Source organism: Alteromonas sp. 009811495, assembly GCF_028865455.1.
GTDB lineage: Bacteria > Pseudomonadota > Gammaproteobacteria > Enterobacterales > Alteromonadaceae > Alteromonas.
Genome location: NZ_CP113972.1, coordinates 744,351 through 760,033 on the forward strand (window position 1 = coordinate 744,351; position 15,683 = coordinate 760,033).

Below are 15,683 nucleotides of genomic sequence, written 5' to 3' on the forward strand. Positions count from 1 at the left end.
CGCTCATTGCACTAGTAAACCGTCTGTGGAAGAAAGTTATCAATAGACGGTAAAGTGCCTTCTTTTTCCAATTTATCCCAGTATTCCTTCGTCGCCAAAATTTCTGTCTTAGCATCAAGAAAGTCGTCAACAAGACAAGGGTCGAAATGACTGCAGGCATTCTTCTCCAAATAGCTAAAAGCAGCGTCACAGCTCCAAGGCTCTTTGTATGGGCGCTTCATGGTTAACGCATCGAACACATCCGCTATCGCCACTATTCGCGCGCTTTGGGGGATATTTTCGTCGGTTAAGCCTTTTGGGTAACCTGAGCCATCCCATTTCTCGTGATGATATAAAGCAATTTCAGCTGCCATCTTAAATAAAGGCGTATCAGACTGAGATAAAATGGTATACCCAATAGTGGCATGGGTTTTCATAATCTCCATTTCATCATCGGTCAGTTTTCTGGGGGCTTTTAATATGCTATCTGCAATTCCAATTTTGCCCGTATCGTGCATCGGTGCAGCTTGTGCTAACAGTGACGCTTGCTCGTAAGACCATCCGCATTTAAGTGCTAAACATTTACTGTAAGCTGCCATTCGCCAAATATGATGCCCAGTGTCGGTATCATTATAATGGCCCGCAGCTGCCAACATGCTTATTGCGCTTTGTTGGCTTCTTAATAAATCTTCTGTGCGCTTTTGCACTAAGCTTTCAGTAGTACGCATTTGATGAGCGAGGGCAAGATGAGTCTTAACTCTCGCTAACGTAATGCTAGGTGATACCGGTTTGGTGATGTAATCGACGGCACCTTCCAAGAAACCGCGCTCTTCGTTTTCACCTTGGATAAGGGCCGTTACAAATATGATGGGAATTTTACAAAGTAAGGGATCAGCTTTAAGCTTTTGGCATACTTCGAAACCGTCCATCCCTGGCATCATTACATCAAGTAAAATCAGGTCAGGGGGAAACTGCTGTACTATTTTCAGCGCAATAGGGCCTGAGGGGGCTACCTTTACATTGTAGTACGGCTTTAGAATCCCCAAAAGAATGTCGATATTCGCCGGTTCATCGTCCACGATAAGTATACTAAAATCGGACTGACCTGCTCTACTATGGTCACTCATGGTTAATGTCTTCTCTTAGTTGCAACATTGCATCAAGAGCACTATCAAAATCATAGATCCCTACACTTTGTTTAATGCCTGAAACGTTGTGACTAAATTCAGTATCTTGCATGTCGTTAGCAAGTTGATTTATTTGATTAATGGCTTCGGCGTCATACGCCTTTAGCAGCTCAACAATGGAGTCGATGAGTCCATTAACGCTCGTCTTATCATAGGTTCCTTCAACGTGCGTAGTGTGTTTCATGTTGATAGAGTGTGCAATTAAACGAAAGGTGGTATCAAGTTGCATTGACATCACTGATACGCGTTCTGCGAAAGTGAGATGCTTTATAGAGGGGCCTTTCAAAATATTCTTTAATGACAAAGCGAGTGTCGTCGCGCCAATTTCAATTGCGTCATCTAATAAATCGTCAAGCAAGGTACTGTTAATGTCCTCTTTTGTCATTAAATCTAACAGCTTGGTCATAATAGTGGGTTGACGGTAGGTATTATAAAATTGCAGCATTCGGTCTAACTTTGGGTCATCACAATGCGTAGCGCTCACTTCCTTGTATCCAGCATGAATGTGCATATCGATGGCGTGGACAATTTCATCGGGGGTAGCGGGCTTTACAAGGTGTTCACACATGCCTGCTATCAAGGCTCGTTGTCGACCTTGAGAAGACTCATCTGCACTTAAGGCAATAATGGGAGTAAACCAGTTGTCAGCTTGTGATAACCTTTCGGCTACGTCAAATCCATCAATGCCGGGTAAAAAGCAATCTAAAAGTACTACGTCAAAGTGCACGTGCTGACAGAGTTCAAGGGCTTGCTCGCCATTGGTGACAGTAGTTACTTCCATATCGTGGTCGATGAGAATTTGTTGACTGATCTCCAAGCTAATAAGATCATCATCAACCACTAACGCCCTTTTACCGCCCAAACGTTTGCGACGCCAATATTTGCTCTCTAGTCCCTGTTCATTAGTCGTTGCTCGTGACTCATTGCTAGGTGATATACAGGGGATTAATTCTGAGTCAGTAAAAGGGAGCTCGAGTATATTAAAACTCTCTTTATACTGCTTACCCATACGCTTTTTAACATCAAGCTTACTCAGTGGGCTGATGATGGTGCGAAGATTGAGATGGTCAAAGTCACCAAAGCGCAGTAAATTTAAAAAGCGCTTCCAGAGCCTATCGTTATCAGGCAAGAATGCCATCGCCTGAGCTGCAAATTGAGGCAATTGCTCGCTTTCCATATCAATGGTGCTGCATGTAACACCCTTTCGTGTTAATGCATCATGTAAAACACTGACTCCCAACTCTACTTCACATCCAGCGGTAAGGCATAACACATTTTCGCTTATTGAAACTGGTAGAGGGGCATTGTTCGTTATATCTTTAGGGTTGTCTTCTTCACACAAGTCTAGCGTGAACGCAAAGATACTCCCGCTATTTACCGTACTCTCTAATGTAAGTTCTCCCCCCATCAATTCAACAAGTCGCTTTCCAATAGTCAGTCCGAGCCCCGTTCCTCCATATCGTCTAGAAATGGTATTGTCTGCTTGCTCAAAAGCGTTAAATAGCTTTACTTTGTTTTCTTCACTAATACCCATTCCCGAATCATGCACTTCAAAAGTAACAAAACGGCGTTCTCTCACTACTTTTAACATGACGTAACCCGTTTCGGTGAACTTAATTGCATTACCAATTAAATTAACGAGCACTTGATAAATTTTATCGCTATCGCCTTTGCATTGCGTATTAGGTGAGCACCGAATATCAAATAGCAACTGTAAGTGCTTTTCTCTGGCCTTTACTTGAAAAATGGGCCCCAATTTCTCAATGAGCTTTGAAAGTGAAAACGATTCGTTAACGATGTCGATTTTGTTCGCTTCCACTTTAGAGAAATCTAAAATGCCGTTTATAAGTTCAAGTAACGAGCTAGAGCTGCCTTGTACTTTCTCTAGATAAGCGTGTTTAGTATCAGCATCTTGTGTATTTAAAGCCAAATGAGTTAAACCGATAATGGCATTCATCGGCGTTCGTATCTCATGGCTTACCGTCGCAAGAAATTCGCTTTTCGCTTTGTTTGCTTTTTGCGCCTCTTCATAGGCTTGTTGGAGCTTTCGGGCATTTGCGCGCTGTTCACTAATATCGTTAAAAACGCCCACGTGCCCATTGGGGTTACCATCCTTATCAAGCAAAGGAACGGCGATAATGGATATAGGAAACATTTTTCCTTGTTTGTTGGTAAATACATCTTCGTAAGAGCGGTAAATCTCGCCTTTCTTAGTGGTTAGATTCACGGGGCAATTGTCGCGCGCTAGCAGTGTGCCATCTTCTTTTTGATAATGAACGGTATCGTGAAAGCGATGCTGCTGAAGCTCTTCTAACGTCCACCCTAAGAGTTTAGACGCAGTCGGGTTTAAAAAGCGCGCTTTACCATTGCCATCTACCGCATAGATACCTTCACCAATACTATCGGTAATACTCTGATGGAATGCTTGCTCTTCTTTTAGCTTATGCTCCAGTCGTTTTTGTTCATTGATGAGCTCGAGGATCAGGCTCGAGAGTTCATGCAGATTCGTAAAGTCATCGTCAATAGGCGGTTTACCTTGTTCGACAAGCAACTGGTTTACCGAATGACGCAGACTTTCAATGACTCTTTGCTGTTGCTGATTTTCCTCTCTAATTTTGTGATTAGCAGACATCAATTCATCTGAGCTTAAACGTAAACTCCGATCTCTTAATTTAAGATCACGCTCGTGAAAATCGTAACTTTCGTTGATACGAGGAATGAGTAGAGCTAACCCCTGTTTTAGCGCCGTTATAGATAAATCTGTAGTCCCGTCATTGTCGGTATTCAGTGACTCTAGCCACGTAGTAAGTCGCTCTTCGCTTTCTATGTTGAAGGCTTTTCTCAATTGACGAGATAGTAGCGAATTCAAAGTATTTCCCTCAGCAACATGATTGTTAAGGTTTGATTGTGCAGTTCGCATTTTGCCCCATCACTAAATGGGCACAACTCGCCGTAGGAATAGAACCCAGCAATAGCAGTATCTTGAGGCAAAAAGCGCTCTACTTCTTCAATTTCCTCTTCAACACGGTCCCCCATGACTAACTTGCGGCCCACGCAACTGGTGATTAACGCAAGTTGGTGGCTGTCTTGCGCTGAATAATTTGAAGTAGCAATTTTTACCGCAGCAGTGGCGCCGTCGATAAGATCATCGCTGGAAGCATGCATTAGTCGAAGGTATTGTTGTTCACTGACATCTCCTGCCAGAACAAGAGTTTTGTCTTTCTCTTCGACACCCAATATTGTGCGAATCAGGCCCGTAGGTTGACCTGTTTCAGATAATTTCTCAAACGGAAAAAGTAGACCAATTGAAGGAAGATCTTTGGCATACTCACCCAAGTAGTGTTTGTAAATATCAAGCGCGGGTTTATCGTCTAATTCACAAAGTACATTTTCTTTGGCTCGCGTTATTTGTCGAGCAGGGCCAAACGAACGCCAACCACCTGATGCGCCATACCCGAACTGTAAATGCTCACCATAAAATCCAACGGCGACCACGTTTGACGAGCTTATACCCTCAGGCCCAAGTACATAGGTGGCGTTGAAATCACCGTTATCACCTGCAAGACCTCCACTTACTCCAATTGAAGCAGGCAAGTGCTTAGATAGGCCATTTATTAAAGCCGAGCCATTTACACCTAGTCCCGGCGAAAGTAAGTAAATACCTTTTAACTCAGCTTTTTCAATGCTGCTAGATAATGCAACGCCAGTTTCAAACGATGTGCACATGTCATCAATGCGTTGGGTGTAAATTTTTACTTTTGCGTTGGTTTCAAAGCGAATAGCAACTAATGAAATACTATTGTTCGATACCTGCTTATTAACGATTTCACCCGCGGTGCTACAACCAATAAAGTTGACATTGAGCGCTTTGAGCACACCGTACAAGTCATCATTCTCAAAAAAAGAAGGCGCTGCATAAACGATAAGAAGAGAAGGCGAAAATTCAACAATGGACGATTGCTGTGCGACTAACTCATCAATATGATTGAACGAATACGATTTCGACTGCATACGGGAATGAAATTGAATATGAATGACTTAAGTTATAGACATAAGTGTGACGTTATACAACAAAACGTCACTTATTCTTTCGTATTAATGAACTGATTTATAAAGTAAAAAGCAGCCATTCGGCTGCTTTTATTAGACTATGCTGAGCGCAATTCTCGGCGCAAAATTTTGCCGACAGTGGATTTTGGTAGCTCATCTAATATTGTGATAGATTTTGGTACTTTGTAATTGGTTAGATGTGTCTTACAAAATGCGATAATGTCATCATGATTTACAGTCTGGCTGACTGTGATAAAAGCACACACTCGCTCACCGGTTTTGTCATCGGGTTTACCGACAACTGCAGCTTCCATTACATCTGGATGAGACGTTAAAATATCTTCAATTTCATTTGGATAGACATTAAACCCAGACACAATAATCATATCTTTTAAGCGGTCAACAATCTTGATTGCACCCGATTCGGTTCGTATACCAATATCACCTGTTTTGAAGAACCCATCTTCTGTCATTACTTTAGCGGTTTCATCATCACGCTGCCAATAGCCCATCATTACCTGTGGGCCACGCACTGCAATTTGTCCTGATTCACCATCGGCAACCGGTTTGTCGTAAGTGTCTAGTAATGCCACTTCAGTATCTAAAAGCTCATGGCCTACAGTACCAATCTCTTCTTTACCTGGAATATTGAACGACACTACTGGCGCAGTCTCTGACAAACCATAGCCTTCAGTAATCATATTGCCTGTCACATCTTTCCAGATTGAAACAGCTGCTTGAGTTAAGGCTGTACCACCAGACATAGTCAGATGGAGCCTTGAAAAATCAAGTTTGGCAAACTCTGGGTGACGACCAAGGCCGACGAACAGAGTATTGATACCCATAAAGGCGGAGATACGATGTGGTTTGAGCGTCTGGATAAAACCGTCTATATCTCGAGGGTTGGGGATTAAAATAATTTGGCTGCCTTTTGCAAAAAGTGCCATCATGCCAACAGTGAACGCGTATATATGATAAAGCGGCAAAGGGCACACAAGTACTTCCTCGCCATCCTTAAAACCATCGCCTATGCGTTCAAGCATTTGAATGCAGTTGCTCAACACATTATTGTGACTAAGCGCTGCGCCCTTCGAGACACCGGTTGTTCCGCCAGTGTACTGTAGCATTGCAAGGTCGCCCAAACTGGTATTCTCGCGCTCAAAACTCGGTGCATCTGCCCCTATGTGAATTGCTGCTGTCATTGATATTGTGCCAGCAATATCGGGTGCTGTTTTAGCATCGAGCAGCTCTGTAGCTGATGTTGTAATAACAGTGGTAATGTTGGTGTCGGCTTTAATGTTATCAAACTTAGGGAGCAGGTCGCTCAAAATAACCAAGGCCTGGGCGTTGCTATCAGTAAACTGATGCTTCATCTCACGTTCGGTGTAGAGTGGATTTGTATTAACCACAACCAATCCAGCGCGCAGTGCCGCATAAACCGCAATAGGATTTTGAATAAGGTTAGGCAGTTGAATGGCAACTTTTGTTCCCGCTTTAAGCTTAGCTTCATGCACAAAATAGCGGGCGAGGGCAGCGGATTTCTCGTCTATCTCTTTAAATGTTAACGTTTGGCCCAGTGCTGTGTACGCAGGTTTGTCTGCAAATTTCTCTAAAACGCTTTCGATATAATCGGCTAAACAAGAGACATTGTCGGGATACGCTATCATTGTGCAATTTTCCTAAACATTGATTGATATCGTATAACATTAGCAAAGTTAACTTTCTATTTACATGCTTGTTACCTTATAGATTGTCATAATAAATTTTAATGGTACGTTCGCTATCTTATTGTTTCAGTTTGCCGAAAAGTGCACCGCCAACAAACCCAGAAGCACATTGCGCAAATATGCCCATTGTGGTTCTTGCGCCAGCAATTAAGGTTACATCTAAGATAGGTTGCATAGCTGCTAACATCACCATGAACGCAGCTGCGCCAGAAAGAGCAAATACCAGTATTGAGAGCGAGGTTGCTGTTGGTTGTCTTAAAAATACAAACCGAGCGAAGATGAACGCAATAAGAAGTGCCGCAGCAATAATGACGCCGTAAGTAGGTAATAATCCCGTGATATCTTGAAAGATCATCGAAAACGCAGACGCCGTGTTGATATCAATATCAATTGCTATCAGCCCATAAAGGACAAAACAGGAATGAAAAACACTGGCGAGTAAAAATGCGACCAGCCAAGCTGATAAGAAAGGCAGTATGAGTTTAATAAAGCGATTTGTGAGGCTCGGCATATTTTTACCTAAACATGGTGCGTTGTTTTTGGTATACCATAAATAACGCATTAATGAGTACACCTAATGAAACTGAGTTTTCTAACAGCGGGCTTAGCCATAACAATGGGATGCCTGCATTTATCACCCCATACTACTGCACAGGCATTCGCTCAGACTAGCGCCATCAACGAATTAGAAAATACAGAAGGTGTAATTCATTCGTACTCCCTAGAAGAATATGCATCTGAACTCCATTTTCCTAAATCGATGGAAATATTGCCCAATGACACCCTGCTCATTGCCGAGCGAGATGGATTTGTCACTGTTATTACTGAAGACAAAAGTCGCTCACGCTTCTCGTTGGCGTTGCCTGAGCTTTATACACAGGGGCAGGGTGGGTTACTCGATTTACTTGTTATCGAGAGCGAAACCTCTAGCGGTGACAGCGCAAATAACGTCAGCGTGTTGGTGTCTTACTCTAAAGGTTCTGATGACAGCAATAGGCTTGCAGTCGTCAAAACAACCTTGTCGCTAGAACAAGGCTTTGGCGATATCCACAACGTATATGAAGTGAATGAATCGAAAGATACGCCAGTACATTACGGTGGCAAATTACTAGCACTACAAAGCGGTGGTTTTCTCGTTACAACAGGCGATGGTTTTGACTATCGAGAAAAGGCGCAGGTACAGAATTCTCATCTAGGGAAGGTGATAGGGTTTACTATTGATGGCGCGCCTTTACCAAACGCACCGTTTAAAAACTCACCCTACATTTACACCCTAGGTCACAGAAACCCGCAAGGGTTGGTGTATGGCGCTGATGGTGAAATCTACCAACATGAGCATGGTCCGGATGGTGGCGACGAGCTTAATCGTATTGAGGTTGGCGTGAACTATGGTTGGCCTGTAGTCACATTAGGTAAAGATTATTCAGGGGCAAACATCTCACCTTTTACCCATTACAAAGGCATGCAGGACCCACTCGTAAATTGGACGCCATCTATAGCACCTTCATCGATGACACTCTACTCGCAGACGGCGTTCCCCACACTTCAAAACACCTTACTTGTAACCTCGCTAAAAGCAAAGCAGTTATTTGCCATCATCACGCAGACCGATAAATTTGAGGTGCACCCGGTACTCAATTCACATAGTGCAAGTAACTCGCTTTATGAAAGATTACGCGATGTCGTTGTTGATAGTGAGGGCAATATCCTAGTATTAACTGACGGGGAAAATAGCAAAGTAATGCGAATATCTCCTCGATAAAGCACCTAAAGAACACTATTGTTGTGTGTTATTTGAACTGGTAGTACCATAAGTGTGAAAAATGTCTGTCATAAGTGCAACACTATCATTTATTCAGATAGTGGGTGTGTATGGCACGCAATGTAAATGGTGTGGGCCTTAATTTTTATTGCAAGTTAATGAAATGAAAGCGTTATTTTTTTATTTAATTCCGCGCTTAACGGCGTGAGTAGAGGTTGAAAAGGTACAAAGTCAATAAAAACTGACAGTGAAAAGTACTCATTCCATTTCACTTCAAACATTACGTGCAGCGAGAAAATCAGTTAAAATATAGCCCACTTTTATATGCGTATAGCTAAGACCGACTTAACACTACGCCCAAGTAAAACTAAGACTGAGAGAACACTATGAGTTTGTATTCAGAATATCTGGCAGAGATCGAGACCCGTAAAACGGAACTAGGTCTTAACCCTAAGCCAATCGACAGTGCAGATCTGCTGTCTGAAATTATTGCTCAAATCAAAGATACAACGAACGAGCACCGCGAAGACTCTCTAAAATTCTTTATCTATAACACCTTGCCAGGTACAACACCTGCTGCAGGTGTTAAAGCGCAATTCCTTAAGGAAATTGTACTTGGCGAAGAAAAAGTAGAAGAAATTACTCCTGAATTTGCACTAGAGCTACTTTCACACATGAAAGGTGGCCCGTCTGTAGAAGTGCTTATCGACTTAGCGCTTTCTGATGACGAAGCGGTTGCTAAGCCAGCAGCAGAAGTACTTAAAACGCAAGTTTATCTGTACGAAGCGGATACAGAACGTCTTGAAACTGCATTTAAAGCTGGCAACGCCATTGCGAAAGACGTGCTAGAAAGCTACGCAAAAGCAGAATTCTTCACAAAGCTTCCTGAAGTACCAGAGAAGATTGAAGTAGTAACTTACATCGCAGCTGAAGGTGATATTTCAACTGACCTTCTTTCTCCAGGTAACCAAGCACACTCTCGTGCAGACCGCGAACTTCACGGTCAGTGCATGATTTCTCCTGAAGCACAGCAAGAAATTGTTGAACTTGGTAAGAAGCACCCGAATGCTAAAGTGATGCTTATCGCTGAAAAAGGCACAATGGGTGTAGGTTCATCACGTATGTCTGGTGTGAATAACGTTGCACTATGGGCTGGTGAACCAACAAGTCCGTACATTCCATTCGTAAACAAAGCGCCAATTGTTGCAGGTACTAACGGTATTGCGCCAATTTTCCTTACTACGGTTGACGTAACTGGTGGTATTGGTCTTGACCTTAAAAACTGGGTTAAGAAAACGGACGAAAACGGCGAAATTGTTCGCGATGCAAATGGTGACCCAGTACTAGAAGAAGCATACTCTGTAGCAACAGGCACTGTGTTAACAATTGATACTAAAGCGAAGAAGCTTTACAACGGTACAGAAGAGCTAGTTGACGTATCTGCTTCATTTACTCCTCAAAAAATGGAGTTCATGAAAGCGGGCGGCTCTTACGCGGTAGTATTTGGTAAGCAGCTTCAGTCTTTCGCAGCGCGTACATTAGGCGTTAAAGCGCCAGCCGTTTACGCACCTTCAAAAGAAGTATCACACGAAGGTCAAGGCCTTACTGCTGTTGAGAAAATCTTTAACCGCAATGCGGTTGGTGTAAGCTCAGATGCACCGCTTCACGCAGGTTCTGACGTTCGTGTTAAGGTAAACATTGTAGGTTCTCAGGACACTACAGGCCCAATGACCTGCCAAGAGCTAGAGTCAATGGCGGCATCAACAATATCTCCACTTGTTGACGGTGCTTACCAGTCTGGTTGTCACACTGCATCAGTATGGGACAAGAAAGCACAGGCTAACATTCCAAAGCTTATGTCTTTTATGAACAACTTTGGCGTAATCACAGCGCGTGACCCTAAAGGTGTTTACCACTCAATGACTGACGTTATCCACAAAGTGCTTAACGACATCACGGTAGACGACCGTGCAATCATTATTGGTGGCGACTCGCATACACGTATGTCTAAAGGTGTCGCGTTCGGTGCTGACTCAGGTACAGTTGCTCTAGCACTTGCCACAGGTGAAGCGGCAATGCCAATTCCAGAGTCTGTGAAAGTGACCTTTAAAGGCAGCATGAAAGAACACATGGACTTCCGTGATGTGGTTCACGCTACTCAAGCACAAATGCTTAAGCAGTTCTCTGGCGAGAACGTATTCCAAGGCCGCGTTATCGAAGTACAAATTGGTACATTGCTAGCTGACCAAGCGTTTACCTTTACCGACTGGTCTGCGGAAATGAAAGCGAAAGCGTCTATCTGTATCTCTAACGATGAGACTATGATTGCGTCACTTGAGCTTGCTAAGAGCCGCATCCAAATTATGATCGACAAGGGCATGGACAACGAAGCTAAGATGCTTCAAGGCCTACTTGACCTTGCTGACAAGCGTATTGCTGAAATCAAGTCTGGTGAAGAGCCAGCGCTTGCTCCAGATGACAACGCTAAGTACTACGCAGAAGTGGTTATCGACCTTGATCAAATCGATGAGCCAATGATCGCTGACCCTGACGTAAACAACGAAGATGTGTCTAAGCGTTATACGCACGACGTTATACGTCCGGTTTCTTACTACGATGGTAAGCCTGTAGACCTTGGTTTCGTTGGTTCTTGTATGGTGCACAAAGGTGACATGCAAATTATTGCGCAAATGCTACGTAACCTAGAGAAGCTTAACGGCTCTGTAGAGTTCAAAGCGCCTCTTGTTGTTGCACCACCGACATACAACATTGTTGACGAGCTAAAAGCAGAAGGCGATTGGGAAATCCTTCAGAAGTACGCTGGCTTTGAATTCGATGATGCTAAGCCTAAAGAAGCGGCGCGTACTAAGTACGACAACATTCTTTACCTAGAGCGTCCTGGATGTAACCTATGTATGGGTAACCAAGAAAAAGCTGAGCCGGGCGATACTGTAATTGCTACGTCTACTCGCTTGTTCCAGGGCCGTGTTGTTGCTGACTCTGCCGAGAAGAAAGGTGAATCACTATTAGGCTCTACGCCACTGGTAGTACTTTCAACTGTACTTGGCCGTTTCCCAACAACTGAAGAGTACAAGCAAGCTGTTGCAGGAATTGACCTAACTAAGTTTGCGCCTCCTTCAGAAGATTTGGCTGTTAAGCCTAAGTTTGAAGCGGATGTGGCGGTTAAGCGCGTATAAGCACTTAGCAACATAACAAAACATTGAAAGCCCCAACCTCGGTTGGGGCTTTTTTGTTGTGATTGACGAAATAGCCTTTAGCACTACACTTAAAAGTACTATAACGACGAGCATGTTTTAGTATTGTGTTTTCATCGCAATTTCATTCGTCGACTAAGGAGAGGTAACAAATGAAAAAACTTATTGGGTCTGCTGTTTTACTTTTATCGCTGATGTGGGCTGGGGGCTGCAGTACCACCAGCATGGCTCAGACTGATAACTGTATCGAGCAAATCGAGAAAGATGAAACAAACAGTGCAGAATTGGCAAATACGCGATTGCAACATTGTCTTGATAAATCCTACCAAGTACGACGCGCCGAGCGCTCTACCGCAGGGGCACTGTTTGGAGACCTTATGGTGGCGATATTACAAAGAGCATTTTCTAATTAGTTATTTTTAAACTGACCGTACCTTTCTTCTAGTCGTCATTACAAAGTCTAATGTGTAAATATTAACCAGTGGCTTATACTATCTTAGGTTATTTACATGTTGTTGGATTACCAGTGTCGACATCAAAAACAAATTCCCAGAGCATCATAGATGATGTCGCACAAGACTTACGGCATGCTGGGTTTCGAATTTTACTCGTATTCTCGTTACTTATTGCGTTGGCGGTAATCTTGGGGCCACCGGAAAACGTATTGGTCGCCTCTATTAATGTCTTTATCTGGATTGGCACAGCATTGCTGGGATTGCGATTTCCGTCTTACGGTGAGGCTATCGCCAAATTGTGGACGTTAATCGTTATTCCCGTAGGCGCCTATCTCATTATCCAAAATGGTTTGCTTCCTGCGGCTCTCATACCAATGGTGGCTATATTTCCTATACTACTTCTAAGAGGTACATGGCGCATTGGATCAGGTATCTTTATTGTTTCGTGCTCGTTTTTAGTGCCCCTTTTTCATACCGAATATAACGATGCATTGTGGTTACGCATGTGCATAACGAATTTTATTGTTTCGTTGCTGATTTACACGTTGTCGAGTCGTTTGGAAAAGGCCTTGATAGAAAGCAAATTAAAGAGCACTGCACTTGATGAGGCACTTGTTAAAGAAAGAGCGGCTTTAGCTACACAGGCACGGTTTTTAGCTACCATGTCTCATGAAATTCGCACGCCATTAAATGGAATACTTGGTCTTACTGATGTAGTGCTATCTAGAGAGATCAATGAAAATGCCCGCTCACATCTAGAGAAGATTCAGCGCTCAGGAGTTTCGTTAAACCGTATATTAAATGATGTATTAGACGTCTCTAAACTTAATGCGGGCAAACTATCATTAGAAGCCGTTGCGATTGACTTAAAAGCTGTCGCTAGCGACAGCGTTGCCTTCTTCAGCCAATTAGCTCAAAAGAAAGGTATTGTATTGAACCTTGAAATAGACGAGCGGTTAAATGCAGACGTGATAGGTGACGCCACAAGGCTATCTCAAGTACTCAATAATTTGATTAGCAACGCGATAAAATTCACACATGTTGGAAGTGTGACACTAAGGATTATGCAAGGAGAAACTTCGGGCAGCCATCAGCTTGTTAAGTTCAGTGTAATAGATACAGGTGAGGGAATTGATATTAGCGACCAAGAGCGGGTGTTCGATGCCTTTACACAGGCCAATAGTAGCATTCAACGCGAGTTTGGGGGAACGGGGTTAGGTTTGCAGATAGTAAAAAGTTTAGTGGAAGCGATGGGCGGTACAGTAAACTTACGTAGTGAACTCAAGCAGGGAAGCGAGTTTTCATTTGAACTACCTTTTTCTTTGCCAATGAATACGCCTGCTAAATCAGTCGAAACGCCAACAGGCGACATTACCCCTTCTGCCTTTTGTGGTTCGATACTCATTGCTGATGACAACGAAATAAATCAAGTCGTAGCCAAGGCGTTGCTCGAAGATATAGGTTTTGACGTTGCTCAGGCCAATAACGGCCGAGAAGCGGTAGATATGGCGCTTCATCATCAATTCGATCTAATTCTGATGGATTTAAATATGCCCCAAATGAATGGCGATGAGGCGGCCAACATCCTGCGAAACCACTCAATTTCTACACCAATTATTGCCTTTACTGCTGCGGTGGTAAAAGATGAGTTGGAAAAGGCGTTAGCGGCGGGGATGAATGACTACCTCACTAAACCCATCGATAAAGATGCCTTACATGTAATTTTAGCGAAGTATCTGAACTCAAAAACATTTTCTACAAATACTGATGTTGAAAAGGCATTCAATACCGCGTAGGTTAGCGTATATTGCCATGTTATCTTCACTGATAACGCTTCTACTGTTTTCACCTAATATATAATCTCGACCTTAAAAAGCGAATAAAGGTTCGTATATCGTAGGTGTACGTTAAAAGGGTTTAAATTTGAAATCTCTTCTAAGCCTTACCCTCGTTGTTGTGCTGTCATTTTTAAGCACCAGTGGTGCTTTCTCACAAGAAATGACTACCGCAGAACGCTACCAGCACGTGACGGAGCAGCTTCATTCGAAGGTGTTGAATGAGTCGCGAAGCGTTGTAGTTCAACTCCCCAAAAGTTACCACGATAGCCAGGATAAGAAATATCCTGTCATATACAGATTAGATGGCGCAGGTACTTTGACAACTATGAATGCAGTACTTGAGTCTCTCCAGTCTCAAAATGCTGCCCCTGAAGTTATAGTGGTTGCTATTGAAAATACCGACCGATTACGAGACTTTTATCCAACGGTCAATCAAGACCCAAACGGCCCAGTTGGTTATGGCGGGGGCGGAGCTAAATTTCTTTCATTTATCACCGAAGAGCTGATGCCATTAGTTGAAAATAAGTATCGTGTTCATGATTTTAGGGTAATTGAAGGCGCATCTGCTGGAGGGGTTTTTGCGCTTTATGCCTTAAGAGAAAAAACACACTTGTTTAAGGCTGCATTGGCTTACAGTGCAGCAGTATGGTGGGCCAACGGTGCATCGGCTAAAAATATGGTGGCGTTTCTTAAATCGCAACCACAGTTAGATCATTATATTTACACGTCTATCGGTAATGAAGGTGCACCAATGCGCCCCTATTACGACAACATGATTGCAGGCATAAAAGCAAATCAGCCTCAAGGTATGAGGTGGGTAAATGAAACCTACCCAGGCGTACCACATAACTTGATTACCGCAGCATCCACGTTTAGTGCGTATCATCAATTGTTTTTATCCGCGTATCTTCGTGCCCACCGATACGATGGCAATATTTCGAGTATTTCAGACTATTACACGAGAGTATCTGCTCAGCGCGGTGAGAATCTTACGGCGCCTGAATGGGTTATAAGAGAGCTTGGTTATTATTACGTAGGCATGCAAAATTACGAGAAAGCGATAGCCCTGTTTGAGTACGATATCGCGCAATACCCAAATACACCCGATGCCTATAATGGTTTGGCCTATGGCTTTGAGCAAATGGGGGAGTATCGCAAAGCGCTGACTAACGTAAATAAAGCGCTTAAACTGGCAGATGAAAGTCATGATGGCTATCAGGTTTATCTAAATCGACAAAAACGTCTTCTTGCTCAACTCCAATAACAGCGGATGTTAATTCGTTTTCTTATACCAAATTGAATTCCGATTGTGTGAGTAGTAATACATGATGACTTGTGCCGGTAGTGTTAGAAGTAGCGCGCCCCAGGTGAGCATTACCGGCCCCTGAAAGAGGCTAACTGCGTTTATTGATAAATAGGCAGTAAACGCAACGGCTAAGCAATCAACGACAACGAGAGTAAATAGTAATA

The 15,683-nt window shown here is 43.2% G+C and carries 10 protein-coding genes; 5 read left to right on the forward strand and 5 right to left on the reverse strand.

Going from position 1 to position 15,683, the window contains the following annotated elements; all coding sequences use genetic code 11:
• Window positions 1–11: 11 nt before the first annotated feature.
• From OZ660_RS03355 to OZ660_RS03375, 5 genes are all read right to left on the reverse strand, one after another.
• Entirely contained in the window at window positions 12–1,106 is a 1,095-nt protein-coding gene (locus OZ660_RS03355; protein WP_274742554.1) for a response regulator, read from the reverse strand.
• Window positions 1,099–4,086 (reverse strand): hybrid sensor histidine kinase/response regulator, encoded by a 2,988-nt coding sequence (locus OZ660_RS03360; protein ID WP_274742555.1) that lies wholly within the window; start codon window positions 4,084–4,086, stop codon window positions 1,099–1,101. The genes OZ660_RS03355 and OZ660_RS03360 overlap by 8 nt, the downstream gene beginning before the upstream one ends.
• Complete coding sequence (locus OZ660_RS03365; RefSeq protein WP_274742556.1) at window positions 4,032–5,177, reverse strand: FIST signal transduction protein; 1,146 nt, start codon at window positions 5,175–5,177, stop codon at window positions 4,032–4,034. The genes OZ660_RS03360 and OZ660_RS03365 overlap by 55 nt, the downstream gene beginning before the upstream one ends.
• Window positions 5,178–5,314: 137 nt before the next feature.
• Complete coding sequence (locus tag OZ660_RS03370; protein ID WP_274742557.1) at window positions 5,315–6,883, reverse strand: AMP-binding protein; 1,569 nt, start codon at window positions 6,881–6,883, stop codon at window positions 5,315–5,317.
• 118 nt (window positions 6,884–7,001) lie between these two features.
• Complete coding sequence (locus tag OZ660_RS03375; RefSeq protein ID WP_274742558.1) at window positions 7,002–7,454, reverse strand: hypothetical protein; 453 nt, start codon at window positions 7,452–7,454, stop codon at window positions 7,002–7,004.
• 66 nt (window positions 7,455–7,520) lie between these two features.
• Between OZ660_RS03375 and OZ660_RS03380 the strand changes: the two genes are divergently transcribed.
• The 5 genes from OZ660_RS03380 (at window position 7,521) to OZ660_RS03400 (ending at window position 15,477) form a co-directional block, all read left to right on the forward strand.
• Window positions 7,521–8,705 carry a PQQ-dependent sugar dehydrogenase gene (locus OZ660_RS03380; protein WP_202263587.1) on the forward strand — a complete coding sequence of 395 codons (1,185 nt, stop codon included), beginning with the start codon at window positions 7,521–7,523 and terminating at the stop codon, window positions 8,703–8,705.
• Window positions 8,706–9,091: 386 nt separating this feature from the next.
• A complete protein-coding gene (locus OZ660_RS03385) occupies window positions 9,092–11,902 on the forward strand; it encodes a bifunctional aconitate hydratase 2/2-methylisocitrate dehydratase (protein ID WP_274742559.1) in 2,811 nt (936 codons plus the stop codon).
• A 170-nt stretch (window positions 11,903–12,072) separates the two neighbouring features.
• Window positions 12,073–12,333, forward strand: a complete 261-nt coding sequence (locus OZ660_RS03390) for a DNA ligase (RefSeq protein WP_274742560.1) — start codon at window positions 12,073–12,075, stop codon at window positions 12,331–12,333.
• 113 nt (window positions 12,334–12,446) lie between these two features.
• Window positions 12,447–14,171 carry a response regulator gene (locus OZ660_RS03395; RefSeq protein ID WP_274742561.1) on the forward strand — a complete coding sequence of 575 codons (1,725 nt, stop codon included), beginning with the start codon at window positions 12,447–12,449 and terminating at the stop codon, window positions 14,169–14,171.
• Window positions 14,172–14,298: 127 nt separating this feature from the next.
• Window positions 14,299–15,477, forward strand: a complete 1,179-nt coding sequence (locus tag OZ660_RS03400; protein WP_274742562.1) for an alpha/beta hydrolase-fold protein — start codon at window positions 14,299–14,301, stop codon at window positions 15,475–15,477.
• Window positions 15,478–15,683 lie beyond the last annotated feature (206 nt).